The 26,437-nt window shown below is 52.2% G+C and carries 25 protein-coding genes and 1 riboswitch; of the genes, 19 read left to right on the top strand and 6 right to left on the bottom strand.

From position 1 onward, the window contains the following. The first annotated feature begins 230 nt into the window (after positions 1 to 230). From CHB92_RS20690 to CHB92_RS20670, 5 genes are all read left to right on the top strand, one after another. Complete coding sequence (locus CHB92_RS20690; protein ID WP_089321178.1) at positions 231 to 1,202, top strand: VWA domain-containing protein; 972 nt, start codon at positions 231 to 233, stop codon at positions 1,200 to 1,202. Then, positions 1,199 to 2,179, top strand: coding sequence for an aerotolerance protein (locus tag CHB92_RS20685; RefSeq protein WP_089321151.1), 981 nt, complete (start codon positions 1,199 to 1,201; stop codon positions 2,177 to 2,179). Before CHB92_RS20690 ends, CHB92_RS20685 begins: the two co-directional genes overlap by 4 nt. 47 nt (positions 2,180 to 2,226) lie before the next feature. Continuing rightward, positions 2,227 to 2,769, top strand: coding sequence for a heme NO-binding domain-containing protein (locus CHB92_RS20680; protein WP_089321150.1), 543 nt, complete (start codon positions 2,227 to 2,229; stop codon positions 2,767 to 2,769). A gap of 47 nt (positions 2,770 to 2,816) precedes the next feature. Next, positions 2,817 to 3,338: an acyl-CoA thioesterase gene (locus tag CHB92_RS20675; RefSeq protein ID WP_089321149.1), complete on the top strand. Its 522-nt coding sequence runs from the start codon at positions 2,817 to 2,819 to the stop codon at positions 3,336 to 3,338. 63 nt (positions 3,339 to 3,401) lie between these two features. Continuing rightward, positions 3,402 to 4,040, top strand: a complete 639-nt coding sequence (locus CHB92_RS20670) for an HD domain-containing protein (RefSeq protein WP_089321148.1) — start codon at positions 3,402 to 3,404, stop codon at positions 4,038 to 4,040. 9 nt (positions 4,041 to 4,049) lie between these two features. Here the strand turns inward: CHB92_RS20670 and CHB92_RS20665 are convergent, their stop codons facing one another. Further along, positions 4,050 to 4,442 (bottom strand): VOC family protein, encoded by a 393-nt coding sequence (locus tag CHB92_RS20665; protein WP_089321147.1) that lies wholly within the window; start codon positions 4,440 to 4,442, stop codon positions 4,050 to 4,052. Between the two features lie 113 nt (positions 4,443 to 4,555). On the opposite strand from CHB92_RS20665, the gene CHB92_RS20660 reads away from it, so the two are divergent. Further along, entirely contained in the window at positions 4,556 to 4,996 is a 441-nt protein-coding gene (locus tag CHB92_RS20660; protein ID WP_089321146.1) for a PaaI family thioesterase, read from the top strand. 51 nt (positions 4,997 to 5,047) lie between these two features. On the opposite strand, the gene CHB92_RS20655 is transcribed toward CHB92_RS20660, so the two are convergent. Further along, positions 5,048 to 6,178, bottom strand: a complete 1,131-nt coding sequence (locus tag CHB92_RS20655; protein WP_089321145.1) for an SMP-30/gluconolactonase/LRE family protein — start codon at positions 6,176 to 6,178, stop codon at positions 5,048 to 5,050. Between the two features lie 271 nt (positions 6,179 to 6,449). On the opposite strand from CHB92_RS20655, the gene CHB92_RS20650 reads away from it, so the two are divergent. The 9 genes from CHB92_RS20650 (at position 6,450) to lysA (ending at position 17,521) form a co-directional block, all read left to right on the top strand. After that, positions 6,450 to 7,634, top strand: coding sequence for an acetyl-CoA C-acyltransferase (locus tag CHB92_RS20650; RefSeq protein WP_089321144.1), 1,185 nt, complete (start codon positions 6,450 to 6,452; stop codon positions 7,632 to 7,634). Between the two features lie 165 nt (positions 7,635 to 7,799). Then, a complete protein-coding gene (locus tag CHB92_RS20645; protein ID WP_089321143.1) occupies positions 7,800 to 9,113 on the top strand; it encodes a toxin-antitoxin system YwqK family antitoxin in 1,314 nt (437 codons plus the stop codon). Positions 9,114 to 9,370: 257 nt separating this feature from the next. Further along, entirely contained in the window at positions 9,371 to 10,375 is a 1,005-nt protein-coding gene (gene bioB / locus CHB92_RS20640) for a biotin synthase BioB (RefSeq protein WP_089321142.1), read from the top strand. 8 nt (positions 10,376 to 10,383) lie between these two features. Further along, on the top strand, positions 10,384 to 11,517 hold the full coding sequence (locus CHB92_RS20635) for an aminotransferase class I/II-fold pyridoxal phosphate-dependent enzyme (RefSeq protein WP_089321141.1): 1,134 nt from the start codon (positions 10,384 to 10,386) through the stop codon (positions 11,515 to 11,517). After that, positions 11,514 to 12,128, top strand: a complete 615-nt coding sequence (gene bioD / locus CHB92_RS20630) for a dethiobiotin synthase (protein ID WP_089321140.1) — start codon at positions 11,514 to 11,516, stop codon at positions 12,126 to 12,128. Before CHB92_RS20635 ends, bioD begins: the two co-directional genes overlap by 4 nt. A 132-nt stretch (positions 12,129 to 12,260) precedes the next feature. Further along, on the top strand, positions 12,261 to 13,577 hold the full coding sequence (gene bioA / locus CHB92_RS20625; protein ID WP_089321139.1) for an adenosylmethionine--8-amino-7-oxononanoate transaminase: 1,317 nt from the start codon (positions 12,261 to 12,263) through the stop codon (positions 13,575 to 13,577). 83 nt (positions 13,578 to 13,660) lie between these two features. Further along, complete coding sequence (locus tag CHB92_RS20620) at positions 13,661 to 14,860, top strand: beta-ketoacyl synthase N-terminal-like domain-containing protein (protein WP_245842760.1); 1,200 nt, start codon at positions 13,661 to 13,663, stop codon at positions 14,858 to 14,860. Between the two features lie 194 nt (positions 14,861 to 15,054). Then, the gene (locus CHB92_RS20615) at positions 15,055 to 16,386 is read left to right on the top strand and encodes an aspartate kinase (protein ID WP_089321137.1); all 1,332 of its coding nucleotides are present in this window, start codon (positions 15,055 to 15,057) and stop codon (positions 16,384 to 16,386) included. After that, the gene (gene lysA, locus CHB92_RS20610; protein WP_089321136.1) at positions 16,379 to 17,521 is read left to right on the top strand and encodes a diaminopimelate decarboxylase; all 1,143 of its coding nucleotides are present in this window, start codon (positions 16,379 to 16,381) and stop codon (positions 17,519 to 17,521) included. The genes CHB92_RS20615 and lysA overlap by 8 nt, the downstream gene beginning before the upstream one ends. An 84-nt stretch (positions 17,522 to 17,605) precedes the next feature. Here lysA and CHB92_RS20605 read toward each other — a convergent pair whose 3' ends face one another. The 4 genes from CHB92_RS20605 to CHB92_RS20590 form a co-directional block, all read right to left on the bottom strand. After that, positions 17,606 to 18,235 carry a S8 family serine peptidase gene (locus CHB92_RS20605; RefSeq protein ID WP_089321135.1) on the bottom strand — a complete coding sequence of 210 codons (630 nt, stop codon included), beginning with the start codon at positions 18,233 to 18,235 and terminating at the stop codon, positions 17,606 to 17,608. Positions 18,236 to 18,462: 227 nt separating this feature from the next. Then, positions 18,463 to 19,707 carry a homoserine dehydrogenase gene (locus CHB92_RS20600; protein WP_089321134.1) on the bottom strand — a complete coding sequence of 415 codons (1,245 nt, stop codon included), beginning with the start codon at positions 19,705 to 19,707 and terminating at the stop codon, positions 18,463 to 18,465. After that, on the bottom strand, positions 19,688 to 20,749 hold the full coding sequence (locus tag CHB92_RS20595; RefSeq protein WP_089321133.1) for a homoserine O-acetyltransferase family protein: 1,062 nt from the start codon (positions 20,747 to 20,749) through the stop codon (positions 19,688 to 19,690). The genes CHB92_RS20600 and CHB92_RS20595 overlap by 20 nt, the downstream gene beginning before the upstream one ends. 9 nt (positions 20,750 to 20,758) lie before the next feature. After that, complete coding sequence (locus tag CHB92_RS20590; protein ID WP_089321132.1) at positions 20,759 to 22,081, bottom strand: O-acetylhomoserine aminocarboxypropyltransferase/cysteine synthase family protein; 1,323 nt, start codon at positions 22,079 to 22,081, stop codon at positions 20,759 to 20,761. Positions 22,082 to 22,367: 286 nt separating this feature from the next. Further along, a riboswitch (SAM riboswitch) is annotated at positions 22,368 to 22,475 on the bottom strand. 431 nt (positions 22,476 to 22,906) lie between these two features. Between CHB92_RS20590 and CHB92_RS20585 the strand changes: the two genes are divergently transcribed. The 4 genes from CHB92_RS20585 (at position 22,907) to CHB92_RS20570 (ending at position 26,225) form a co-directional block, all read left to right on the top strand. After that, entirely contained in the window at positions 22,907 to 23,854 is a 948-nt protein-coding gene (locus CHB92_RS20585; protein ID WP_089321131.1) for a phosphoribosylaminoimidazolesuccinocarboxamide synthase, read from the top strand. Between the two features lie 54 nt (positions 23,855 to 23,908). After that, positions 23,909 to 24,286 (top strand): STAS domain-containing protein, encoded by a 378-nt coding sequence (locus tag CHB92_RS20580; RefSeq protein ID WP_089321130.1) that lies wholly within the window; start codon positions 23,909 to 23,911, stop codon positions 24,284 to 24,286. A gap of 12 nt (positions 24,287 to 24,298) precedes the next feature. Further along, positions 24,299 to 25,216: a ribonuclease Z gene (locus CHB92_RS20575; protein WP_089321129.1), complete on the top strand. Its 918-nt coding sequence runs from the start codon at positions 24,299 to 24,301 to the stop codon at positions 25,214 to 25,216. A 223-nt stretch (positions 25,217 to 25,439) separates the two neighbouring features. Further along, positions 25,440 to 26,225, top strand: a complete 786-nt coding sequence (locus tag CHB92_RS20570; RefSeq protein WP_089321128.1) for a queuosine precursor transporter — start codon at positions 25,440 to 25,442, stop codon at positions 26,223 to 26,225. Positions 26,226 to 26,437: the final 212 nt, after the last annotated feature.

Below are 26,437 nucleotides of genomic sequence, written 5' to 3'. Positions count from 1 at the left end.
AACTATTTGATTCTTTTCTGCTTGCTGAGGCACATTTTTTTAAAACTTTTTTCAGCGCATAGCTGCGGCAACATAAATACAGGCCTTTCGGCGTTCAAGGTACCGCGCAGGGTAGCGGATTTCCCCTTTTCCCCCGCCGGTAAAACTTAATTTGAGAGGCAGCTTTTGTATCTTTGCAGCTAGCAGCAAGTGCAAAAGCGATAATGTTGCGTAGCCCTGTTCCTAAAAACATGATCTGGTACCAAACCCTTACCCTGCTTGAGCTACTTTTAGGCATCCTGTTCTTCGGGTTGTACGTAGGGTATCTGCTGCGTGTACGGAAGGTTGCCTTATTTTTCGGACAGCGCCCGCACGGCATCTGGTTTAAGTTCCTCTTGCGCCACGTGTATGCGGTCCTCCTCATTGTCGCCATCCTGGGCCCCTCCTTCGGGGCCATGAAAAAAGAGATCAGGACCATTGGAAAGGACCTGTTCATTGCAGTAGACCTGTCCAAGTCCATGGACGCAACCGATGTGCAGCCCTCGCGCCTGGAGAAGGCCAAGCACGAGATACAGCGCCTGATCACGCGCTTCAACTCCGACCGCATCGGGCTGCTGGTGTTCTCGAACGAGGCCTTTGTGCAGAGTCCGCTCACCTACGATCAGAATGCCCTGCAACTGTACACCCAAACCCTACGCACCAGCCTTGTGCCCCACTCCGGCACCGACTATGCGCCCGTGCTGGCATTAACCCTGGACAAGCTAAAGCAGAACGCTATGCCGGAGGCAGAAGAGCAGAAGGCCCGGGTACTGGTATTGGTAAGCGATGGGGAGGACTTTGGAGGAGAAGTAACAGAGCTGGCCGAGCAACTGCGGGACCAGAACATCAGGGTATATACCCTGGGCATTGGCACCACCGCGGGTAGCCCCATACCAACAAACCGCGGGCTGAAGAAAGATGCGGAAGGCAACACGGTCCTTACCCGGTTAAACCCGGAGCCACTGATGCAACTGGCGGCGCTAACGGGCGGACAGTACTACGAGGTAAACGACCGGGTGAGCGAGGTTAGCAAGCTCATCAGCGCCATTAACAACATAGAGGGAGAGTTGCGGGAGAGCAAGACGATCGATGTGACGGCAAACAAATACATCTACCCCCTGGCACTGGCACTGTTTCTGATTGCACTGGATGTTTTGATCACCATTAAACTCGTGCGTATATGAAACCGTTCTTTATCCTGTTCCTGATCAGCATCCTGGGTGGCGGGCTAAACACGATCTCGCGCATCAACGAGTATGCGAAACGCGCGGCTGTTGCTTATGAAAAGAAAGACTACGTAGAGGCCATTGCGGCCTACGAATACCTGCTCAGCGACCTAGATGTGCAGGACGATCAACTGCGGCTGAACCTGGCCCACGCCTATTACCAGGCGGGTCTCCTGCCGCAGGCCCAGGAAAGCTATTACCTGCTGGCGGATCACCCTACTCAGCACCTGAGGGCCATTACCCACCTGCAGTTGGGTAACATTGCCACTAAGCAGCAAAAATACAAGCAGGCGCTCTCGCTGTACAAGCAGGCCCTGATCGCCGAACCCTCGAACGAGGCGGCCCGGTACAACTTTGAGTTACTAAAAAAGTACCTGGACCTCCACCCGGAGAAAGCCCAAACCCCGCCTCAGGAAAAACTGCAGGCGCCCGAGGCCGAAAGCGCGCTCCCCGACAGCATCCCCCCTCCTCCACCGGCGAGCGACGAAGTGGAGCCACAGCCCCGTAAAAAGCAAGATGCGAACGGCACTTCTGAAGAAGAGGTAGAGCAGCCACAGCCCGATAAAAAAGGGCAACAGGAGTCGGGCATCGGCCAGGGCCAGGGAGAAGGCGGCCAGCAGGGCGAACAACCCGGCAACCAGGACAGAGAAGAGAGCAGCGGCAAGTTACCCGGCGACACCAAAGGGCAAAACCCGGAGGGCACGCCCGATCCGAACCAAAAGCCACGTGGTGGGGCGGATGCCCCCTCCGCAGAGGACGAACGGGCGCAAACCCGGCGCGACAGGCTACAGCAAATAAACATGAGCCCCGAAAAGGCCCGTTTGCTGCTGGATGCCATGCGTAACGCAGAATTACAGTACATTCAACAATTACCCAGAAAGTCGACCAGAAAGCCTGACCATACCAAGCCTGACCATACCAAGCCTGACTGGTAAGACCAGATCACAGGAACAGTTTCTGGACACCAAAGCAAGAAAAAGAGATGCATGGATTCATATTCTTACAGTTCAAAAAATTTGTGCAGCAAACGCACGGGGTGCAGGCGTGGCAGGAACTGAAAGACGAGGCGCAGGTCTCGCGCCCGCAGTTTAATGCCACAGAGATTTACCCTGATGCAGACATCATCGCCCTCGTTCATACTGCCGCTGCGAAGTGGGAGCTCCCGGCAGAGGTGTTTCTGGAGCAGGTGGGCACTTTTCTGGTACCAGACCTGCTCGATGTGTACCAGCTCTACATAAACCCAGCGTGGCGCACACTCGACCTGGTAGAGCATACCGAAAACAACATGCACCGCGCCGTGCGGGTAAGCAGCCCGGAAGCCACTCCGCCGATACTGCACGTTACCCGCGTAAACGCCAAAAAGCTCATCATCGACTACCACTCCAAGCGCCGTATGGCCGCCCTTGCCGTTGGCATCATCAAAGGGATAGCCGCCCATTACCAGGAGTCGGACAGGATAAACATTGTGCTGCATAAATACAGCGGCGGGGAGCGTGTCCAGATCGAGTTAACCTACAGCGCTTAACGAAGCGCAGCTATCAAAGAAGCAAAAGCCCTACGCATCATCATAACATGGATAAAGATCAAAGCACATTACCACAGTACCCGGAAAGCACCGTGCGCATCCGGTTCGAGGATTCTGACCCTTTTGGCCACCTGAACAATGGCCGCTATGTAGACTACTTCATGAACGCACGCGAAGACCAGATGCGCGAAGTGTACCAGCGGGACATCTACGAACACATGCGGCAAAGCGGGAAAGCCTGGGTGGTGGCCTCCAGCCAGATCGCTTACCTGCGGGAGGCAAAGTACAACGAAGAAGTGATCATCCGCACCAACCTGCGCTGGTTTACGGCATCAGACCTCCTGACGGAGGGCCAGATGCTGGATCCGGAGACAGGCGCTCTAAAGTCGGTGGTTTGGATGCGCTTTGCCTACCTGGACGTGCGAAAAGGGACCAAGGCTACCCATGAACCGGAGCTGATGGATTTCTACAAGACCATCGCCATTGTAGGCGAAGGAAAGGAAGACCTGTTCTTTGAGCAAAGGGTAAAAGAACTCCGCGCTTTAGCCAGCGCCTCATCCGGGGCTTAAGCAGCCCATCCACTTATTCCTTAGCTGCTGCCTGAGGACTTTTGAAACCTGTTACTAGATCAATTGAAAGAAGACCTGAAAAGGGTGCTGGAGGTACTGCACCTGGCCGAAAAGCTGAAGTATGAAATGCGCCACAGCTGGCTGTCTAACGGACGGCAGGAAAGCGTGGCGGAGCACACTTGGCGGATGTCGCTCATGGTGGTGCTGTTGGAGCCTTACCTAGACAAGCGCATTGATATAGCCCGCACCCTGAAAATGGTGATCATCCACGACCTGGTGGAGGCAGAAGCCGGGGACGTTCCTGCCTTTGAGGTGAAGACCCCGGAGGCAATGGAGCTGAAGCGCCAGAAAGAACTGCAGGCCATCGCAAACCTCCGCCAAACACTAGGCGAGGGCATCGGCGAGCACGTGTACGAACTGTGGCATGAGTTTGAGGAGAAAGCAACCTATGAGGCCAAAGTAGCCCATGCTCTGGACAAACTGGAGGTGCGGATACAGCATAACCATGCCGACATCGCGACCTGGTTGGAGATAGAGCAGGAAATGGTGTTCCTGATGGGGCAGCACACCGCATTTGATACCTGCCTGTCCACTTTAAAAGAGCTGATCGAAGAACTGGCGGTGCAGAAGATGGAACATGCCGGCATTGATGTGACCGCTGTAAAAGCACGCATGGCTGCAAAAAACCTTCTTAAGCCTTAGCCCTTCTCCCTATAAAGGGATATCAGGCATATAAGCCACCTCCAGCACAAAATCATTGGGGTCGCGGAAGTCCACCGTATAGTACTGTTCCGTATAGTGGGGCATGGGCTGTGGGCCCCGGATAATACCTGCACCGATGCTTTGCAGCCACTCCCCTACTCTGTCTACCATCTCGCGGCTGTTAGCATGAAAACAGATATGGCGCACCCCCAGGCTATCGTGCCGCTCTACAGGCATTTCTTTGAAGTAAATCTCGTGTATCCCGCAGCTAAAGGAGGTTCGGGTATGCGCATACCAGCCGATGATAGGAAAGAGCTGGCTGTAAAAGCTCAGTGACTCCTCCAGGTCTTTTACCCAGAACTCCAGGTGACTGATGCCCAGGCCGTGATTATACTCCGTCATCCGATAAGTGTGTTATGGCTGCTAAAGTAGGGAATAATTAGAAACAAGCACACTCCCCATGAACCAGTCTGGCGCAGCGGCAGGCTTAGCGGATTAATCCGTATACTTGCCCTATGCAACACGAAGAACATTTCCAGCGCCTGGAACGGCTTTATCACAGAGCAAAGGTCCAGGAATTATTTAATGGCAGCAGCATCCGGGTAGGGCATAGCCGGGCCGAGATTACACTCCCCGTACAGGAAAAGTACTTTCACGGTGCCAATGCCATACATGGGGCGGTTTATTTCAAGTTAATGGATGATGCTGCCTATTTTGCCGTTGCCTCCCTCGTGCGGGATGTTTTTATCGTCACCTCCTCTTTTCAGTTAAACCTGCTTCGCCCTGTCGCCAGCGGCACCTTACGGGCTGTAGGCACCTTACGCTCGCAAGGCAAAAGCCTTTTTGTCGCAGAGGCGACCCTCTACAACGAGCGGGGGAAAGAAGTAGCCTTTGGGACCGGACAGTTTATGCGGACCACGCAGGCACTGAGCAGCCTGGAGGGTTACGCCGACTAAACAAGAAGGGCAGGAGTTCTCTCCTGCCCTTTCCGCTTGCGCTTTGCCTTTTTAGTCCTTTGCCAGGGGCACCTTGTAAATCTCAAACGTCATGTTGCTGATATCGCCTGTGGCGGCTGCCAGTTTGGAGGTGGTGAAGTAAAGCATTTCGTCCGGGCCAATCGTAAAGGTATCGGCCCAGTCGATGCGCGGGTCCTGCACCAGGGTCTTTATCTCGCCGGATGGCGTTCGGTACACGATCGCGTCCCGCTCCAGGTCGGCCATGTACAGGTTCCCCCGCTCGTCAAAGATCATCCCGTCCGGCGCCGGCGTATTTCCCAGGCTTTGTACCTTCTCCTCCACAACTGCTTCACGAAGACTTGCGTTTGCCAGGGCATCTGTTGGCACCCGGTACAAGGTATAGCCGGTGAGGGCATGGTAGTACAGGCTATCGTTATCCGGAGAGAGGGCAATGCCATCCGAATGGATCTGGGGCTGTTGGCCGTTACGCAGCCACTTCTCTCCGTTGATGTTCAGGAACACGTTCTCCGCTTTTGTCGACACATGGTTATCCAACAGACGCCGGGCCTTCCCGGTTGCTGGGTCCAGCACCACAATGGCTCCTAAGCCGGAGTCTGTCATATAGATCTTCCCCCGCTCGTCATCTAGCCGCAGGTCGTTTAGGTAAGATTGCTCGGGTGCCACGCTCCGATCAAACTCCCAGGTGTTTTTCAGGGTGTTCGTCGCCAGATCAAACTCGTACAGCTTGGCATTACCCACGACGCCCTTGAACATTGGATTTGCCGGATCCAGCACGTACAGCGAACCGTCATGCGCCACGACCGATTGCACAGACGTAAACTGGTGGGGTTGCGGCTGCCCGGTCCAGCTGTTCCAGGCCTCGTTCGGATAGGGCTTCGGTGTTCCATCCGGCATCACCTCCACCACCGAAAAAGGCACATCCTCACGCCAACGCGGGAAGTTGGCAAAGAGGCGTCCGTCTTCCGTCATCGTTACCCCTGTTACCTGATTGCTCTTAAACGTGGCTACTTTGGTTAACTCAACTTCTGTTGATTCTGCGGCTATGGCCTCATTCTGTAATTCCTGTGTCGTAGCCGCTTCGGCCTCTGCTTCCGGCTTGGTTTGCGAACAGCTGGCCAGCAGAAACATTCCGAGTACGGGCACTGTAAGTAGTCTTTTCATTGCTCGTTTATCTATTCCTTTTAAGGTTACATAAACCTGAAAACCTTTTAAAGGTTTTAGACAGCTTACTTCCCAGCTCTTTACCTGAATAATGAGAGCATGTCCCTCTGTCGTTCGGTGTCGCTATGCGTACCTTTTGGACCCATCTTGCCCACCAAACATCACCTTCTAAGACCAAGTACACCACAACCCTCCTAGGCTAACGATCGTTTGGTTTTGAGGGCAAATCCCTGTAACTTCACAACAAAACGCAACAAATCCTATTAAAACTATGCAAACCAAGGAAGTATATATTATATCGGCTGTGCGCACTCCCATCGGTAGCTTTGGCGGCGCCTTATCGAGTCTGTCCGCAACACAACTAGGTGCTGCTGCCATCAAAGGGGCACTGGAGAAAGCCGGGGTAGATAAAAAAGAGGTAAAAGAAGTGATCATGGGCAATGTGCTCTCTGCTAACCTGGGCCAGGCGCCTGCACGTCAGGCGGCGATCTTTGCCGGCCTGGGTCACGAAGTAGAGTGTACCACCGTGAACAAGGTGTGTGCCTCTGGCTCTAAAGCCATCATGTTTGCCGCACAGGCCATCATGCTGGGCCATAAGGACGTGATCGTGGCGGGGGGCATGGAGAGCATGAGCAATGTGCCGTATTACCTCGAGAAAGCCCGCTTCGGTGCCAAACTGGGTCATGGCCAGATGACGGACGGCCTGTTGAAAGACGGCCTGTGGGACGTGTACAACGACTTCCACATGGGAAATGCCGCCGAGAACACCGCCCGGGAAATGCAGATCACGCGCGAGATGCAGGACGAGTACGCGATCGGTTCCTATAAAAAAGTAGCACAGGCTGCCGAAGCGGGTCTGCTGAAGGACGAGATCGTACCAGTAGAGATTCCACAGCGCGGCAAAGACCCGATCCTGGTAACAGAAGACGAGGAGTACAAGAAAGTAAATTTTGAAAAGATCCCTTCGCTCCGCCCGGTTTTTGACAAAGAAGGCTCTGTTACCGCTGCAAACGCCTCCACCTTGAATGATGGGGCTGCGGCACTTGTACTGATGAGCAAAGAGAAAGCGGAAGAACTGGGTGTTAAGCCAATCGCCAAAATTCTGGGCTTTGCTGACGCGGAGCAGGACCCGATCTGGTTCACCACTACTCCTTCCCTGGCCATTCCGAAAGCACTGAAAAATGCAGGCGTAGAACCTTCTGAAGTAGACTTCTACGAAATCAACGAAGCATTCTCGGTGGTATCGATCGCCAATAACCAGAAACTTGGCCTGGAAGGCGGCAACGTGAACGTATTTGGCGGGGCCGTGTCACTCGGTCACCCGCTGGGTGCCTCCGGTGCCCGCATTGTGGCTACCCTTTGCAACGTACTGGACAAAAAAGGGGGTAAGATCGGGGTGAGCGGTATCTGCAACGGCGGTGGTGGTGCCTCCTCTATCGTGATTGAGAAACTGTAACCCCGCTTAGGCATATTGTTTGCGGAAAGCCTTACGTTAAGCACGTAAGGCTTTCTTTTTGCACACGAATAGTAGCTTTGAATGCTTTTCAAGCACTTCGTGTTAAAACAGCAGAAACGAGCCCTGGCTCCAGCAATACCAGAACCCTTATCTTAGTCATCGCACATGTACAAGTTCCTGTCTTTCCTGTTGCCCCTTAGCCTGCTGCAAGGCTTTGCCATGGCACAAACCAAGGTAACAACCTACCATAAAGATGCGCCCGCCGCCATCAAAGAGGAGTATTATATTATCCCGGATTCCGCCATTGTAGGTTACTATAACCGCTATTACCCCGGCGGAGAACGGGAGGCACTGGTGAAATTTGTGGAGGGCAAAAAGGATAGCGTGTACACTGAGTTTTACCCCAACGGCCAAACCAGAATGCAACTAACCTACGTGATGGACGTAAAGCAGGGGCCTTTTAAAGCATACAGCCCGGATGGGAAACTAGTGCAGGAAGGGCGCTATGAGAACGACCTGCAGCAAGACTTCTTCAAGACATTCTACGAGGATGGCAGGGTAAAAAAGGAAACCCAGTTCGAGAAGGGCCACCCGGAAGGCCTGGTGCGGGAGTACTATCCTAACGGCCAGCTAAAATCTGAGATCACCTACAGGAACAACCAGCAGAATGGCCCGGCCAAAACCTTTTATGCCAACGGTCAGCCGGAAACAGAGGCCACCTATAAAAACGGCATGCTGGAGGGCTCTTATAATACGTTCTATGACAATGGCCAAGTACAGACGGAAACAGTGAACGTGGCCGGCGAGAAGCAGGGAACTTACAAAAGCTATTATAAAAACGGGAAGCTCAGCACGGAGGGCAGCTTTGTAACTGGCAAAATGGATGGAACTGCCAAATCCTACTATGAGGACGGGAAGCCGCGCAGCGTGATCAGTTACAAGAACGGTGCTATCAACGGCAAAGCGCTGTACTATTACGAAACCGGCCAGCTGAAAGAAGAAACGGTAAGTTCGAACAATGGGGACGACAGCAAGACCTTGCGTTATTACCTTTCCGGAAACCTACAGGCGGAAGAACAGCTAAAAGCCAAGCAGAAGCACGGCACCTGGAAGACCTACTTCGACTCGCCTGCAAAGCAGGTACAGCACAGCGAGACCTACAATGCCGGCAAGTTGGTAGGCGATCGCCTCGAGTACCACGAGAACGGGCAGGTAAAAGAGAAGCACACCTACCAGGACGGCAAGATCGTTGGCCTGAGTTATACCTACTACGCCTCTGGTAAGCTGAGGTCCGAGACGAACCACAAGGACGGGCGGCGCTTTGGGCCGTACAAGCAATATGATGAAGATGGCAAGGTAGAGGTGCTGGGGCAGTTCCGTAACAACCGCGAGACAGGCACCTGGAAGTACCTCAGTCCCGAAGGCAAAGTGATCAAGACCCGGGTGTACCGCAACGGGGAAATACAGGAAGAAAAGTAGGGCGGCGACCAGCCTGACACGAGGAATCCTCTGCAGCGCATGCAGGGGATTTTTTGTTTCCCTCGTACCCTCCTGCACCTCTTGCCTGACCTCCCCTCTGCGGCATGTGAACACTTCACAAATTCACACACCAATTTTTCCACAGAAAACCCTCACAAGCTGAACCAGTTAAGTATTTATCCACTAAGTTCACCCCAGATGGTGATTTTTTATTCCTAAATCTTCAAATTACCTTCGTAACCCTAAACACGAGTACCATGATGCAGAACGGACAAAACACAGTGCTCCGCAATGACTGGAGCCTGGAGGAAATAAAGGCAATTTACAACAAGCCGGTACTGGAACTGATCGTAGAGGCGGCCCATGTGCACAAGCAATTTCAGGCCACTGGCGAGGTACAGGTATGCACCTTGTTATCAGTGAAGACCGGCGGATGCTCTGAAGATTGTGCTTACTGCCCACAGGCAGCCCGTTACCACACCGATGTGGAGGTGCACAAGCTCATGAGCCAGGAGCAGGTGTTATCGGCGGCACAACGTGCCAAAGAAGGCGGCTCTACCCGTTTCTGCATGGGTGCTGCCTGGCGCGAGGTGCGCGACAACCGCGACTTCGACAAGGTGTTGAACATGGTGAAGGGCGTAAATGACCTGGGGCTGGAAGTGTGCTGCACGCTGGGCATGGTAAACGAGTACCAGGCAGAGCGCCTGAAGGAAGCCGGCCTGTACGCTTACAACCACAACCTGGATACCTCAGAAGAGAACTACGCCAGCATCATTACCACCCGCACCTACGACGATCGTCTGAACACGATCGACAACGTGCGCAAGGCAGGTATCTCTGTCTGCTCTGGCGGCATTATTGGCCTGGGCGAAACAGACGAAGACCGTATCGGCATGCTGCATACGCTGTCCACTATGGAGCAGCACCCGGAATCTGTACCGGTAAATGCCCTGGTACCCGTGAAAGGCACTCCGCTGGAGAACCAACCCCTGGTATCTGTATGGGAGATGGTGCGCATGATCGCCACTGCCCGTATCCTGATGCCGAAGTCTATGGTACGCTTATCGGCTGGCCGTGAGCGCATGAGCGTTACCGACCAGGCACTTTGCTTTCTGGCCGGTGCCAACTCTATCTTTACCGGTGAAAAGCTGTTGACAACCCCTAACCCGGATTTCGATGCGGACAAGGCCATGTTCGACTTGCTGGGTCTGACGCCCCGAAAATCATTTAAAGAAGAAAAGCAGCCTGAAGTAGTACAATAGTACGCACTGTGGAACTGCATCAGAAGTTAGCGCAAAAGCTGGCGGAGCGAGCGGCACAGGGTAACCTGCGTCAGCTCAAGACAACCTCCGGCCTGACAGACTTCTGCTCGAACGATTACCTCGGCCTTGCTCGCTCAGAGAAACTGCGGGCACTTATCCACAAGGCAGAGGAACAATACAAGCATTTGCCATTGGGGGCAACCGGTTCCCGTTTACTTTCTGGTAACAGCCCCCTGTTTGAAGAGTTGGAAAACCGGATTGCGCACTATCACTGCGCAGAGGCGGCCCTCCTCTATAACTCGGGCTACGCAGCCAATGTGGGGCTGCTGTCGGCCTTGCCACAGCGCGGGGACACCGTGTTTTATGACGAGGCCAGCCATGCCTCCATGAAGGACGGGCTCCGCCTGAGTTTTGCCAAAGCCTACCCTTTCCGCCATAACAGCGTGGAAGACCTGCGGCAAAAGCTAAAGCATGCGGCTGGCCAGGTATATGTGCTGGTTGAGTCGGTGTACTCGATGGATGGCGACAGGGCTCCTTTAAAGGAACTAGCGCAGCTGTGCCAGAAACAGGGTGCAGCCTTGATCGTGGATGAGGCCCACGCTGTGGGGCTCTACGGGGAGAAAGGTGAAGGCCTTGTATCTGAACTTTGCCTGGAACAGGAAGTATTTGCCCGGGTAATGACTTACGGCAAGGCCATGGGCAGCCATGGGGCAGCTGTCATCGGCCCGCAGGTGCTGCGCGACTACCTGATTAATTTTAGTCGCGCCTTTATTTATACCACCGCTTTGCCTACTCCGGCGCTACTGGCCCTGAAAAGTGCCTACCAGCTATTGCCGGACTTAAACAAAGAACGCCAGCAGGTAAAAGATATTGCTGGTGCGCTATCTAAAAAGCTGAACGAAGTACCAGGTGTGTGCTGTGCCCCTGCAGAGAGTGTGATTCTCTCTGTTTTTGTAAAAGAAGGAGGCGCAGCCAAGCTGAAAGGTCTGGCAGCTTTTTTACAGACGACAGGTTTTGACGTGCGCCCCGTCCTGAGCCCTACTGTGCCGAAAGGCAAGGAACGCTTACGGATCATTGCGCATGCATTTAATACATTTGATGACATTGAGGGCCTCGCGCAGGCCATAGCCAAAGGAACATGAAACGCTATTTTGTAACAGGCATCGGAACGGATGTGGGAAAGACTGTGGCTGCCGCCATCCTCACCGAAGCCCTTCAGGCTGACTACTGGAAACCTGTGCAGGCAGGAGGTCTGGACTTCACCGATACCGACACTGTTATGAGTCTGGTATCTAACTCCGTTTCCGTTTTTCACCCGGAAGCGTACCGCCTGAAAATGGCCGCCTCCCCACACCGTGCCGCTGCCGCGGAAGGCGTGGAGATCAACATGCAAGGCCTTCAGTTGCCGGAGACGAACAATAACCTGATCGTGGAAGGAGCCGGCGGGCTGATGGTGCCGCTGAACAAGCGTTTTCTGGTTCTGGACATGGTACAGCAACTGGGCTTAGAGGTCATCCTTGTCTCCAGAAACTACCTGGGAAGCATTAACCACACGCTTTTAACAGCCGAGGTGTTGCGTTACCGCAAGATTCCGGTGGCAGGCATTATCTTTAACGGCGAGGAGAACAACGCCTCCGAAGATTTCATCACAAAATACACAGGCTTACGCCGTTTGCCGTCTATCCGCCAGGAAGCTGATTTCTGTAAAGAAACAGTGGCAGCGTACGCAGAGCAGTTTAAGCCTTTTTTATAGGAAGAATACCTCCGGCATAAGATAAAGGACATTTTACGTTAGTATGTATACTTGCTGAGAAGGGTAAGTACAGAACGGACTGCTAACTAAATCCGCCGCCGGGTCTTTTTCCTGTATCTTTAAATTAAAAACATGAGTTTAGCCGAACGCGATCATAACGTTATCTGGCACCCCTATACGCAAATGAAAACAGCAGCGCTTCCTGTTCCGATTGTTCGGGGTGAGGGAGCGCTTTTGTTTTCAGAGGATGGCCGGACCTACATCGATGCTGTGGCATCCTGGTGGGTGAACCTGCACGGGCACGCCCACCCTTATATTGCGCAAAAAGTAGCAGAGCAACTGCACACTCTGGAGCACGTCATTTTTGCCGGCTTTACCCACCCGGCAGCGGTCACCTTTGCTGAACGCCTGCTGCAAATCCTCCCCCGAGGGCAATGCCGTATCTTTTATTCAGACAATGGCTCCACAGCCGTGGAGGTAGCGCTCAAAATGGCCATCCAGTACTGGAACAACCAGGGCACTCCCAAAAAGAAGATCATCGCCTTCCGTGACAGCTACCATGGCGATACCTTTGGCGCGATGGCCGTTAGTGCCCGCAGTGCTTTCACGGCTCCTTTCTGGTCTTTCCTCTTTGAAGTCGCTTTTGTGGATGTACCCGTATCCGGCAAAGAAGAGGAGACGGTAAAGCAGCTGGAAGCGTTAGCTAGGGGCGGAGACATTGCCGCCTTTATCTACGAGCCGCTGGTGCTGGGCACAGCCGGCATGGTAATGTATTCGCCTCAGGTGCTGGACCAACTGGTAGAAATCTGCCAGCAACACGACATTCTAACCATAGCCGATGAGGTAATGACCGGTTTTGGCCGCACGGGCCGCACCTTTGCCTCTGATTATCTGCAACATAAACCTGACATGGTCTGCCTGTCGAAGGGGCTGACTGGGGGAACGATGGCCTTAGGCGCTACCTCCGCCTCTGAAAAGGTGTACCAGGCTTTTTTGCACGACGATAAGAGCAAGACCTTATTCCACGGCCACAGTTATACAGCAAACCCGGTTGCCTGTGCCGCCGGTCTGGCCAGCCTCGACCTACTGCTTAAGGAGGAAACGCAACAAGACATCGCCCGCATTCAGCAGCAGCACAAAACCTTCGCACAAGAGATACAGGCCCTTTCGCATGTAAAGGAGGTGCGCCAGCAGGGCACGATCCTGGCGGTAGAGTTCGAAGACGGCGCGACCTCCTACTTCAGTGACCTGCGCGATACCTTGTACAGTTACGGAATGGACCAGGGCGTGCTCTTGCGGCCGTTGGGCAACATTATCTACATTATCCCGCCCTACTGTATCACGAAGGCCCAACTAGAGCAAGTGTACCAGACCATCCGGGGCATGCAGGAGGTCGTGTCTGGGCAAAAGCAACACCCCCGGCCAGATTTAACCATGCTCCACGACTAAAGTGCCCGATTGATACTGATACCTTATTCACCCGAGAGCCCGTTTGGAATGAATCCCTTACCTTTGCCACCGGTTTGGTAACAGTGAAAGAACATATCGTGATCAGAGGCGTTGGGGGAATCTCTCCCTTGGGGCATAACGCTGTCTCTACTGCCAATGCTTATAGTGCGGGCATACCAGCCTTCACAGCCAAGCAGTACCAGGGCAGCCCAGCCCCTGTTGCCCCCTTGTCCCCTGCCGGAGAGCAACAGTTGCAGGAATTCGTACAAAGTAATCCAAACTACAAGCAATTGGACCGTTCGGTGCTGCTTGCTGTCTATGCCGCCCGACAGGCAGCAGACGAAGCAGGTTGGCTGGCTCATTCGACCACGAACGATGACCTGGCGGTGAACATCGGCTCATCGCGTGGGGCAACGGGTTTGTTTGAGCAGCACTACGAGGCTTTTCAGCAGGAACAGCTTTCCTCTGGCGCCTCCCCTACCACGACCCTTGGCAACCTATCCAGTTGGGTAGCCCACGCCGTTAATGCCGGGGGTGGCCAGATCAGCCATTCCATTACCTGTAGCACTGCGCTTATGGCTGTGGCCAATGGTGTAGCCTGGTTAAAAGCAGGCATGGCCAAATGCTTCCTGGCCGGGGGTACAGAGGCTCCCCTTACTGAATTTACTGTCGCTCAAATGAGGGCCGTTGGCATCTACTCCAAGCTTGCTGACCACCCTTACCCTTGCCAACCTTATGCACTCGAAAAGCAGAACACGTTCACCCTTGGCGAAGGCGCAGCCGTTTTTGCCTTAGAACAAGTGCCGCAAACAGCAATAAAGCCGGGTGATTTCGTTATAGAAGCTGTAGGCCTGGGCTTCGAAAAGATCGTCAGTAAGACGGGAATCTCAGCGGAAGGCCTTAATTTCCAGAAAGCCATGCGTCATGCACTGGCACAGTTACCCGAGCAGGACAGGCAGATAGACCTGATCATCACCCATACCCCCGGCACCCGTGCCGGGGATAAAGCCGAACTAAATGCTGTACAGGCCGTCTTTGGTAAGGCTACCCCTGCGGTTACCACGAACAAATGGCTGCTTGGCCATACCTTAGGCGCCTCTGGCGCATTGAGCCTGCAGTACGCGCTGTATATCTTACAGCAGCAACAGTTTGCACCTGTTCCCTACCCTAACCAACTCTTGCCGCAGCAAACACAACAGGCTAAACTTATCAAACGGATTATGGTAAATGCGGCGGGTTTTGGGGGTAATGCGGCCAGCCTGGTTGTTTCCTGCCAGCAATAGGAACTGCAACAGCCGCAGAGAAACAAGAAATCAAGCCTTCCGGTTTCACCATGTTTTGTCTTTTACAGACAAGAAAAATTTAGCTGAACCCTTCTTCGTTTTTGTTCTGTTGATAGTTTTATATACCTGCTGTTAAGTGCATGGTTTTTTGCTATTTTTGCAAGACAACGTTTGTTCATTTCTTAATCATCTAAATGAAAGTACTAAAGTTCGGCGGCACCTCCGTAGGGTCTGCTGAGAGGATGAAGGCGGTAGCCTCGCTTATCAATAATGATGAGCCAAAAATTGTGGTGTTGTCTGCGATGTCAGGCACTACAAACGCGTTGGTACAAATCGCAGAGACGCTGTACCAGAACAAGAACGAGGAAGCGAACGCGCTGATTGATGCGCTGCATGATAAATATAAACAGGTGGTAGAAGAACTCTACACCTCCGCAGAAAAGAAAAAACAGGCAAACGAGTTGCTGACAGAGCACTTCGACCATGTGCGTGCCTTTACACAGGACTTGTTTACCATACACGAAGAGCGTGCAGTACTGGCCCAGGGAGAATTGCTTTCCACAGCGCTGTTCCAGTTCTTTTTAGAAGAGCAGCAGATCAATTCTGTGCTGCTTCCTGCCCTCAACTTCATGAAGATCGACGAGGACGAGGAACCAGACACGGCTTATATCGCCAAGCACCTGAAAGAGGAGTTGGAAAAGTTTCCGAATACCAAGCTGTTCATCACGCAGGGCTACATTTGCCGCAATGCATTTGGGGAGATCGACAACCTGAAGCGGGGTGGGTCTGACTACTCTGCCTCTCTGATCGGCGCGGCTGCCGACGTGGAGGAGATCCAAATCTGGACGGACATCGACGGGATGCACAACAACGACCCACGCATCGTGAAGGACACCTATCCGATTGCAGAGCTTTCGTTTGATGAGGCGGCGGAGTTGGCCTACTTTGGCGCTAAAATTCTACACCCGAGCAGTGTGACGCCGGCTAAGCAGAAGAATATTCCGGTAAAGCTGTTGAACACCATGCAGCCTGAGGCAAAGGGTACTACCATTTCGGCAGAAAGCACTGGCGGCACAATCAAAGCGGTCGCAGCGAAGGATGGCATCACGGCTATCAAGATCAAGTCCGGCAGAATGCTGCTGGCTTATGGCTTCCTGCGCAGTGTATTCGAGGTGTTTGAGCGCTATAAAACGCCAATCGATATGATCACAACTTCAGAGGTGGCTGTATCGCTTACCATTGACAATGCCAGGCACCTGGAGGAGATCGTGGCAGAGCTAAAGGAGTTTGGCCAGGTAGAGGTAGACCAGGAGCAGACAATTATCTGCGTAGTGGGCGACTTTATCGAAGAGCGCAGTGGCTCCGGACTGAAGATCTTCCAGTCGCTGAAAGATATCTCGGTGCGCATGATCTCTTATGGCGGAAGCAAGAACAACATCAGCTTGCTGATCAATACAAAAGACAAAGTAGAGGCCCTGACTAAATTAAACGAGGGGATTTTTGATAGAAACACGAATAATGCTTAAGCAACACATACAGGAGTTACAGCAACACCCTACTCCTTTTTACGCCTATAACCTGAGCCTGCTGCGCCAGACACTGCAGGCAGCAAAACAGGAGGCTGAGAAATATAACTACCACGTGCATTATGCCCTGAAGGCAAATGCAAACGAGCCGATCCTGACCGAGATGCGTGAGCACGGCTTTGGCGCCGACTGTGTAAGCGGCAATGAAATAAAAGCGGCCATCGCGAATGGCTTTGCCCCGAAGGATGTGGTTTTTGCTGGTGTCGGTAAATCAGACGCAGAAATTAACTATGCCCTGGATCAGGAGATTTTCTGCTTCAACTGCGAGTCCAGCCACGAACTCAGCGTGCTGAATGAACTGGCTCAAAAAAAAGATAAGGTAGCCCGCGTGGCCCTGCGTATCAATCCGAATGTGAACGCCAACACGCATAAGTACATTACCACAGGTCTGGAAGAGAACAAGTTCGGCATTAATGCATGGGAACTGGAAAGTGTGCTGGCCCTGCTGGAGGAGCTCAAGCATGTAGAACTGATTGGCATACACTTCCATATCGGCTCACAGATCACGGACCTGACGGTTTTCAAGAACCTGTGTACCCGCGTGAATGAGTTCCAGGAGTGGTTCCTGGCGCACAACATCCGCCTGCAGCACATTAACGTGGGGGGGGGACTTGGTGTGGACTACTATAACCCGGATGAACAGGCGCACCCTGATTTCGAAGCTTACTTTGCGCTGTTCAACCAGTTTCTGGAGTTGAGACCGGGACAGGAGGTGCATTTTGAGCTGGGACGCGCGCTGGTAGCCCACTGCGGCACGCTTGTCTCCAAAGTGCTGTACATCAAGAATGGCCAGAACACCAATTTTGCCATTTTGGATGCGGGCATGACAGAGCTGATCCGCCCGGCCCTGTATCAGTCGTACCACAAGATCGAGAACCTGAGCAGCGACAAGGAGGAGGTAAAGTACGATGTAGTAGGGCCGATCTGTGAGTCGTCTGACTGCTTTGGAAAAGCAGTTAGCCTACCCGAAACTAGCCGTGGCGACCTGATTGCGATCAGAACAGCAGGAGCTTACGGTGAGGTGATGTCCTCTGGCTATAACCTGCGCGACAGAGCCAAAGCGATCTATTACTAGCCGGAACAGGTATACAACAAAAAGGCCCGCCTTCTTTCGTGAAGGCGGGCCTTTTCTTTATCAACGGTACTTTAAGTCTCTGTCTCAGTTCGCTGCCATCACCAGGTTTGGCTCTGCGTGGGCGATGCCTTCCTGTCCTGCCATAAAGTTCGCCAGGTCCAGTGCATTCCCCTTTGAGCTCTTGTCTACCTTTAACAGGTACGTGTTTTCGCTTAGTTCTTCCACTACTTCAGCATCAAAAGCAGCGGCTAGTTGTTCTATCGCTGCTGCGCTGCCATCCTCAAGGGTGATAATAGCTTCGTCGCTAATGCCCATTATTCCGTCTCCCTTCAGAAAGTAAGGTGCCGCATAGGCGATAGCAGGATCTTCGGAGAGGATCTTAATGGCCTGTTCGACTTCCTTACAACTCAGGCCCTCTACAAGCTCCAGGCTTTGCAGAGGCCCTGTGCGGGCTTGCTGCCCGGCTATTCCTTTTACAAAACTGTAGCTGGCCAGCGCTTCAGCTTCTTTTTCAGCACTCAGGCCGTATGAAAAGGACACGAGCACCTGCTGCGTGTACACATTCCCCAGCACTTTTTTATCCTCCCCGTTCAGGTAGGTATAACTGGTGCAGGAGGCAGGACTACCCGCGGCCTGTGCCCTGAGCAGGTTAGGCCCTGCTTTGATGTTTCGGATTGGAGAGGCTTCCTCTTGTCTGCAGGAAGAGAAAGCCATTAATACAAATAGGTATGTGAATATAGGTAAAGTTATTTTTTTCATTGCCGTACAATTTATCTCGTTCTGTTGCTTATTTGTACGGGCTTGTTCGCTTTAAAGCTGCGTTTTCAGGGACTAAAAATTAAGATAATCCAAGTTTTGCAGGTCTCTCAATAAACTCATATAATTAGTCAAATTGATTCTATAGAAAGTAAAATATTTGACATTCGCATCTGATTTACAGGTTAAGCAACTTCCGCTGCGGCCAGGCGTGTCCCCCTAACTAATTCATCTACAGATATATTTACAGGAACTTGTGCAACAAACACACCCAACTCCTGCAGCTGCACCTGGTATGCCAGCAGGTCTTTCCGACGGATAACCCCTATTAACTGGGCTACCTGAGCATCCACGCCAAAAGAAGTTAGCTCTTCCCAAGGCAAACAGGGTAACAGTTCGGGGTTTTCTGTACGGAGGTATACTTTCAAGCCTACATTTTCGCCCAAATCCGGCGCAGCCGCTGTGTGCAGCTTCGGATATTGATACTTATATCCCTCCAATGCTGCCGACACGTCTGCCCAAACCGCTGAGCCGGTTGGATGACTGCCGGCACCACGGCCCTTCAGGAACTGGCTTCCTGCGAATTTTGCCTCTAACTGCACCCCGTTAAACTCAGCATTCACGTAATACAACTCGGAATCCGGGTAAACAAACGTAGGGAGCACCTGCACTTCTAAAGTGCCCAGCTGGTTCAGCTTTGCCGATGCAACCAAGCGGATGCGGGCACCCAGAGCCTGGGCCAGGCCAATGTCCTTTCTGGTAACCGAGCTTATCCCAAAGCGCAAAATGTCCTGCGGTTGCACAATGGCTCCAAAGGCATGGGCTGCCACAATACTAATCTTATGAGCGGCATCAAAGCCCTCTACATCTAAGGTTGGGTCTGCCTCGGCAAAACCAAGTGCCTGCGCCTGCTCTAAGGCTTCCTGAAAAGAAGAGCCCTCTGCATCGAGTTTAGAGAGGATATAATTAGAGGAACCGTTTAGGATGCCATTCACTTCCTGCAAGGGCTCACTGCCGTAATACGCCTCCAGCGTACGTAAAATAGGGATGCTGCCTCCCACAGCGGCCTCATAGAGCAACACGCCACCACACTGCAGCTGCAACTCCACCAGTTCCTGCAGGTTCTCCGACACCATCTTCTTGTTAGCCGATACGACTGTCTTTCCTGCTTTCAGGGCCTGCCGCACGATAAACAAAGCCTCGGCCGGATCACTGATCAATTCTGCAAACAGATCAATGCTTTCATCCTGCAGCAACTCCTGTGGATCATAGGTAAAGATGGAAGACGGCAGCGCACGCAGCTTCTCTTTGTCGCGCACGCAGATCCTGGCCACCTCCAGCCGCTGGTTGTCCTGCAATACGTCGTATAATCCCTGCCCTACACAGCCAAAACCAAATATCCCAATGCGCTTAGCGCTCTTGTCGCTCATAATTTAACTCTTCTTGAAATGTTTCTTCCTGGTAAAAATTTGAAATGGCCTCTGCTAACTGCTCACACTCCACTAGAAAGCCATCGTGCCCGTAGCTAGAGTGGATGAGATAAAAAGAGGAACCCGGCACCTGTTGGTGCAGAAACCGCTGTTCTTCTACAGGGAACAGGATATCCGTGTTCACCCCGACAAACAGGCAACGGGTCTTCACGTGTGCCAAAGCACGCTTCAAGCCTCCTCTGTCCCGGCCTATGTTATGCGAGTCCATCGCCTTCGAAAGCAGCCAATAGCTATAAGCGTTAAAACGCCCGGCCAGCTTCTCACCCTGGTATACCTGATAAGAGGCTGCTCTGAAATTGTCCGTAATACTGTTGCCCGGCTCCTGCTGCGTGGCAGCGTAAGTGTTGTAATGCCGGTAAGAGAGCATGGCAATGGCACGGGCTGTCTTAAGGCCTTCTGCACCGGCTTCTGGTGTGTCTGTGCCCCAGCTAGGGTCCAGACGGATTGCCATGCGCTGGCTCTCGTTAAAGGCAACCCCCCAGGGTGAGTGACGGGCATTTGAGACCACATGCACGAGTCTTTCAAACACCTTGGGTTGCTGTAACACCCATTCCAGCGCCTGCTGTCCGCCTAAAGAGCCTCCGATCAGCGTGTGCACCCGTTCCAGTGCCAGTTCCTGCCGTAACTTATCGAAAGCCGCGACAATGTCCCGGTTGGTAAGCTGCGGAAACGCATGGTAATAAGGGGCTAAGGTTTTCGGGTTTTTGGACAGGGGGCCTGTGGAGCCATAGCAACCGCCGAGAGCATTTGCGCAGATGATAAACCACTCCTGCGGGTCATACAGCTTTCCTTCCCCGAACAGCTCACTCCACCAGTCGGTGAAGTCAGAGCTGCCGGTTAAGGCATGGCACACCCACACCACGTTGCTGCGGTCAGGGTTAAGGGTGCCATATGTTGTATAAGCCAGCTGAAAGCCAGGGAGCGTAGCCCCTGACTCCAGCACAAACTCTTCTTGGTAATGAAAAACGTCCTGTATTGGCATAATGGTAATCTAGCTAAGGGCAGGTTCTGCCTTTGGTACTTTGGAAAAAGCCTGTTCAAAGTCGGCTTTTATGTCTTCGATGTGCTCTATCCCTACGGATACGCGCAGCTGGGTGGGCTCTACCCCTGCTTTCAGCTGCTCCGCGCTGCTTAGTTGCTGGTGGGTGGTTGAGGCCGGGTGGATGATAAGCGTTTTTGCATCGCCTACATTCGCCAGATGGCTCACCAGCTGCAGACTGTTCACAAAGGCCTCTGCCTGCGCCTTCTCCCCTTTCAGCTTAAAGGAGAGCACGCCGCCGAAGCCCCGCTTCAGGTACTTCTGCGCCAACGCGTGGTACTTGCTGCTTTCCAGGCCGGGGTAGTTCACGCTCTCCACCTGTTCGTGCTGCTCCAGCCACTTGGCCAGCTCCAGCGCATTCTGCACTGTTCTGTCCAGGCGCAGCGACAGGGTTTCGAGGCCTTGCAGCAACAGGAAGGAGTTAAAGGGGCTGAGGGCAGGACCGAAATCACGCAGGCCTTCTACCCGGGCCCGTATGGCGAAGGCGATGTTTCCGAATGGTCCGTCCGTGCCGAACACTTCCCAGAAGTTCAGGCCATGGTAACCTTCGGAAGGCTCCGAGAACTGCGGGAATTTACCATTACCCCAGTTAAAGTTACCGCCATCCACAATCACGCCACCAATGCTGGTGCCATGCCCGCCGATCCACTTGGTTGCTGACTCCACAACCACGTTAGCACCATGCTCCAGAGGGCGGAACAGGTAGCCTCCGGCACCAAACGTGTTGTCCACCACCAAGGGAATATCATGCTTACGGGCGAGGGCGGCGACAGCCTCAAAATCAGGTATGTTGAAACGGGGGTTACCGATCGTCTCCACGTAAATGGCCTTTGTCTTTTCATCAATCAATTGCTCATATCCCTCCACGTCATCGCTTTCGGCAAAGCGGGCCTCTATGCCCAGTCGTTTGAAAGACACCTTAAACTGGTTATAGGTCCCCCCATACAGGTAACTTGTCGTCACGAAATTGTCCCCGGCCTCCAGAAGGTTTGTCAGGGCAATGAACTGCGCTGCCTGCCCCGATGCCACTGCCACGGCTGCCGCACCGCCCTCCAGTGCGGCTACGCGCTTCTCAAACACATCCGTGGTTGGGTTCATGATGCGGGTGTAGATGTTCCCGAACTCTTTCAGGGCAAAGAGGTTGGCCCCGTGCTCTGCGTTCTTAAAAGCATAGGAAGTGGTCTGGTAAACAGGAACAGCGCGCGACTGGGTGGTAGGGTCTATCTCCTGACCGGCGTGTAATTGTAGTGTTTCGAAACGAAGTGAATCAGACATGGTTATTCAGGTTAAAGGATTAGACAATTTGGAACATGAGGTTTGAAAAGGCCTGCCCTAGGACAGGTATGCGTTGGCAGTAGCAGCAGAGGGTTCTGACGCTAGCTTATGATGTAAAGACGAAGGAACAAGTCTAACAACAACAGCGCCTCATGCGGCACATGGGCATGCGCATGACGTACAGCTCAGTTGTTCGTAAAAAAGGTAGCTGCGACAGCTGAGTGGCTACCGGCGAAAGAAATGAAAAATGCTGTGTTGGATTGATCCCTTTATTCATAAACGTATCAATTTATATTCTTCCGGACGTTCCGGAATCAGGAATTAGCACCTTAACCTCGTTAGTTAGGTTGCTAGAGTTTCACAGAGCCTGTCTCTCCACTCTTCTTTATAAATCAATTCCCGAAGGGATGATTGACTTGATGATGCAATTATAAAGCCCGCTGAAGGCAATTCCAAATTCTTTTCCTTTTTTTTCGGATATTGTCTTCCCTCGTTTCTCATCTCCCTACGCAGCCTGCCTCAGTTCGTTTCCCTTTTCTGATGATCGGCCTTCCTCTTTTTCAGGCTAGCCCTTTCGCCGGGACTGAATACAGGTGCAGCGGCAAAATCAGGAGCACCTACAGGAAGGAAGCCCTCCCCAAATGTTCTTTGTAAGGTGCAATCTATAGGTTCTATTGTATAAAACTTAAAGGGATTCCCCAAGTATAATTCAATATTATTCGCGGCCTATATTTTTGAGTGAAAACCATAACAGGAACATCATCCAGTTTTTTTTCCTGCCCTCTAAAATATAGTTAACTTTGCTTGCCTATAACGATAAATTTAATGGAGGCCATAAAAGAAACCAACTTCTCCTTCGAGGGACAAACCGGCTTTTACAGAGGCAAAGTACGCGATGTTTACTACTTTGAGGACCGACTGGCTGTTGTTGCCACCGACCGCATCTCTGCTTTTGACGTGGTATTGCCACGTGCTATTCCTTATAAGGGACAGGTACTGAACCAAATAGCCAGTCTTAATCTAAAAGCTACTTCCGACATTGTTCCAAACTGGGTATTGGCCACACCAGACCCAAACGTAACCATTGGATACCACTGTGAGCCATATAAAGTGGAGATGGTGATTCGGGGTTACCTGGCCGGCCATGCCTGGCGCGAATACAAAGCTGGCAAGCGAAGTATTTGCGGTGTAGCGCTGCCAGAAGGGTTAAAAGAGAACGATAAACTGCCGGAGCCTGTTATCACCCCTACAACGAAAGCCGACGAAGGCCACGACGAAGACATCTCGCGGGAAGAAATTTTGGCGAAAGGCCTTGTGTCAGAGGAGGATTATACTAAATTAGAAGCTTATACACGAGCCCTTTTTGCCCGTGGCACGGAACTGGCAGCACAACAGGGGCTGATCCTGGTTGACACGAAGTATGAGTTTGGCAAGTACAACGGCGAGGTGTACCTGATCGACGAAATCCATACGCCGGACTCCTCCCGCTACTTTTATAGTGAGGGGTATGCCGACCGACAAGAGCAAGGAGAGCCACAGCGCCAGTTATCAAAAGAGTTTGTGCGACAGTGGCTCATTGCAAATGGCTTTCAGGGAAAAGAAGGCCAAAAGGTGCCCGAAATGACGGACGAAGTAGTGCAAGGAATATCTGACCGCTACCTGGAACTGTACGAAGTTTTTACGGGCCAAAAGTTTGAGAAAGAAGACTATAAAGAAGCCCTGCAACGCATACAGCAGCGGGTGCAGGAGAACATTTTTACAACCAAAAATTAAGATTATTAAAGTAGATTTTGGTACATTTGCATTTAAATCCTTACTGGTAGATCTATGAAGTACACGATTGATAAGAAAGAAAACTACACAATTATCACAATAGACGAAAAGAAACTGGACACTTCTATAGCGCCAGACCTGAAGTCGGAGTTTGTGAAATTGAATGCCGAAGGGATCACCAATTTGATTCTTGACCTAAGCAGCGTAAAATATACTGATTCATCCGGGCTAAGCTCTATTCTGATTGCCAACCGCCTTTGCAACTCCTCTAATGGTCTGTTGATTATGACAGGTTTGCAGGACCATGTGATGAAGCTAATCACCATCTCTAAACTGGAGTCTGTCCTTAACATTCTTCCTACTGTGGAAGAAGCGATTGACCGTGTTTTCTTACACGAGATTGAGCAGGACCTGACCAACAAAGAAGACTAGTAGAACCGGATTGTGGAGTTTGAACTCAGAATACTAGGCAGTTCTTCGGCCACACCATCTACAAACAGACATCATACCGCACAGGTGCTGACTTTGGGAAACCAATACCACCTGATTGACTGCGGTGAAGGTACGCAGATGCAGCTGATGCAGTACAAGATAAAGTATCAGCGCATCTGCAATATCTACATCAGCCACTTACACGGCGACCATTATTTCGGCCTGGCCGGGCTCCTCTCTACCATGCACTTGCAGGGCCGCCACACGCCACTGCACCTCTTTGGCCCTCCCGGCCTCTCTGAAATCCTAAGCTTACAGTTCAGATACTCGGGTACCAACCTTTGCTATAAGCTCATTTTCCATGAGCTAGACACCGCTTGCTTTACCCAGATCTTTGAAGATGAGGAAATAACTGTGCATACCATCCCCATGGAGCACCGGATTCCCTGCTGTGGGTTCCTCTTTAGGGAAAAGCCCAAACCCTACCCCCTGATCAAAGAAAAGCTACCAGACTTCCTGACCCCGCCACAACTGGTGCGCCTGAAGTGGGGCGAAGACATCCGCGATGCTCAGGGGAACGTGTTGGTGTACCACCAGGAGGTGACCATGCCCCCCAAGCGAAGCCGTAGTTACGCCTACTGCTCTGACAGCCGCTACAGACCCGAGCTGCTCCCCTACTTACGGCACGTGGACTTGCTATACCACGAGGCCACCTTTACCGATGAGTACCGGGAACGCGCTTATTATACCTTTCACAGCACAGCACGGCAGGCAGCCGAGCTGGCCGCGGCCGCCGAAGTACGACGCCTGTTACTGGGACACTTCTCCGTACGCTATAAAGACCTCACGCCCCTTCTGGAGGAGGCCATGGAAGTATTTCCTGCCACTAACCTGGCAATTGAAGGAGATGTTTTCAGCATACAAGAGTAATCCCGCTATGCGCTTTCGGTTCTGCTCATACTTTGTCATTAACTGTATAAGTGCATACAGGTGCCATTCTGCACCCACGGGTGTTTATGCTGGTGTATAAGGCAAACTTTAAACTGAAGCAGGGCAAGCAAGAGGGCCAGGCTAACACCTGAGCGGGCAAACACAGTTTGCCTGAATATGCTTAACTTAGAAGCCGGAGTACGGCTCCCCTAAAACTACAGCTATGCCTCTGCCTTCTACTGCTAAAAGACGAACCAACCTGTTTCTGGTGCTGAGCGGCATTTTTATCTCCAATGCGCTTCTTGCCGAATTGATTGGCGTGAAGATATTTTCCGGTGAAGCACTGTTTGGACTACCAGGGGCACAAGTACCGCTGTTGGGGGACGCAAAGCTTGACTTTAACCTGACTGCGGGTGTTATCATCTGGCCTGTCGTATTCATTACCACCGACATCATCAACGAGTACTTTGGAAAAGCTGGGGTTAAGAAAATCAGTGTGCTCACTGTTATGCTGATCCTCTATGCTTTTCTGGTCATCACGATAGTCACAGGGCTCCCTCCCGCTCCTTTTTGGCTGGAAGTGAATAGTCTTGATGCGCAGGGGAATGCGTTTAATATAAACACAGCCTTTAACAGTGTGTACCGCCAGGGGCTGGGGATTATACTCGGGTCGGTGGTTGCCTTCCTCCTCTCCCAGTTTTTGGATGCCACCGTTTTTCACTGGCTGCGCCACATTACGGGCAGTCAGAAGATATGGCTCCGGGCGACCGGCTCTACCCTGGTCTCGCAGCTGGTCGATAGCTTCGTGGTGCTGTTTGTAGCCTTCTACCTCTTTGGCAATTGGCCTATAGAGCAGATTCTGTCCGTTGCCACCATCAATTATATCTACAAGTTCTGCGTAGCCATCCTGCTTACGCCTCTCCTCTATGTAGCACACTACCTCATCGACAGCTACCTGGGAGAAAAAGAAGCAGAAGTACTGATGGAAGAAGCTTCTGAGGAAGGTTAAAAGCTGCATAGTACCATTACGAGCTGCGTACTATACCTATAACTTCACCCACCTTAGCCCCTCCAGGGCTAATCTTGTAGGGAAAAGTTTGTATTATTTTGTTGCGTTTCAAAGAGCCTCCATCCTTCTACCATATTTTGTAGTTTAACCAGTGCTTCTCCCAAGAGCTTTGCTCCCGGCAGTGGCTGTTTCTTTGTTTTCTGGAAGCCTGC

It is taken from the genome of Pontibacter ummariensis, from assembly GCF_900188175.1.
GTDB classification, from domain to species: domain Bacteria; phylum Bacteroidota; class Bacteroidia; order Cytophagales; family Hymenobacteraceae; genus Pontibacter; species Pontibacter ummariensis.
This window is presented reverse-complemented; position numbering and strand designations above follow the sequence as displayed.

Excerpts from the sequence above, each read along its gene's own strand:
- CHB92_RS20600 (WP_089321134.1), bottom strand. The coding sequence starts at position 19,707 with ATGAGCGACAAGAGCGCTAAGCGCATTGGGATATTTGGTTTTGGCTGT.
- CHB92_RS20590 (WP_089321132.1), bottom strand. The coding sequence starts at position 22,081 with ATGTCTGATTCACTTCGTTTCGAAACACTACAATTACACGCCGGTCAG.
- bioB (WP_089321142.1), top strand. The coding sequence starts at position 9,371 with ATGATGCAGAACGGACAAAACACAGTGCTCCGCAATGACTGGAGCCTG.
- CHB92_RS20595 (WP_089321133.1), bottom strand. The coding sequence starts at position 20,749 with ATGCCAATACAGGACGTTTTTCATTACCAAGAAGAGTTTGTGCTGGAG.
- CHB92_RS20665 (WP_089321147.1), bottom strand. The coding sequence starts at position 4,442 with ATGACGGAGTATAATCACGGCCTGGGCATCAGTCACCTGGAGTTCTGG.
- CHB92_RS20685 (WP_089321151.1), top strand. The coding sequence starts at position 1,199 with ATGAAACCGTTCTTTATCCTGTTCCTGATCAGCATCCTGGGTGGCGGG.
- CHB92_RS20585 (WP_089321131.1), top strand. The coding sequence starts at position 22,907 with ATGGAGGCCATAAAAGAAACCAACTTCTCCTTCGAGGGACAAACCGGC.
- lysA (WP_089321136.1), top strand. The coding sequence starts at position 16,379 with ATGCTTAAGCAACACATACAGGAGTTACAGCAACACCCTACTCCTTTT.
- CHB92_RS20570 (WP_089321128.1), top strand. The coding sequence starts at position 25,440 with ATGCCTCTGCCTTCTACTGCTAAAAGACGAACCAACCTGTTTCTGGTG.
- CHB92_RS20615 (WP_089321137.1), top strand. The coding sequence starts at position 15,055 with ATGAAAGTACTAAAGTTCGGCGGCACCTCCGTAGGGTCTGCTGAGAGG.
- CHB92_RS20580 (WP_089321130.1), top strand. The coding sequence starts at position 23,909 with ATGAAGTACACGATTGATAAGAAAGAAAACTACACAATTATCACAATA.
- CHB92_RS20645 (WP_089321143.1), top strand. The coding sequence starts at position 7,800 with ATGTACAAGTTCCTGTCTTTCCTGTTGCCCCTTAGCCTGCTGCAAGGC.
- CHB92_RS20655 (WP_089321145.1), bottom strand. The coding sequence starts at position 6,178 with ATGAAAAGACTACTTACAGTGCCCGTACTCGGAATGTTTCTGCTGGCC.
- CHB92_RS20650 (WP_089321144.1), top strand. The coding sequence starts at position 6,450 with ATGCAAACCAAGGAAGTATATATTATATCGGCTGTGCGCACTCCCATC.
- bioD (WP_089321140.1), top strand. The coding sequence starts at position 11,514 with ATGAAACGCTATTTTGTAACAGGCATCGGAACGGATGTGGGAAAGACT.
- bioA (WP_089321139.1), top strand. The coding sequence starts at position 12,261 with ATGAGTTTAGCCGAACGCGATCATAACGTTATCTGGCACCCCTATACG.
- CHB92_RS20660 (WP_089321146.1), top strand. The coding sequence starts at position 4,556 with ATGCAACACGAAGAACATTTCCAGCGCCTGGAACGGCTTTATCACAGA.
- CHB92_RS20690 (WP_089321178.1), top strand. The coding sequence starts at position 231 with ATGATCTGGTACCAAACCCTTACCCTGCTTGAGCTACTTTTAGGCATC.
- CHB92_RS20605 (WP_089321135.1), bottom strand. The coding sequence starts at position 18,235 with ATGGCTTTCTCTTCCTGCAGACAAGAGGAAGCCTCTCCAATCCGAAAC.
- CHB92_RS20675 (WP_089321149.1), top strand. The coding sequence starts at position 2,817 with ATGGATAAAGATCAAAGCACATTACCACAGTACCCGGAAAGCACCGTG.
- CHB92_RS20680 (WP_089321150.1), top strand. The coding sequence starts at position 2,227 with ATGCATGGATTCATATTCTTACAGTTCAAAAAATTTGTGCAGCAAACG.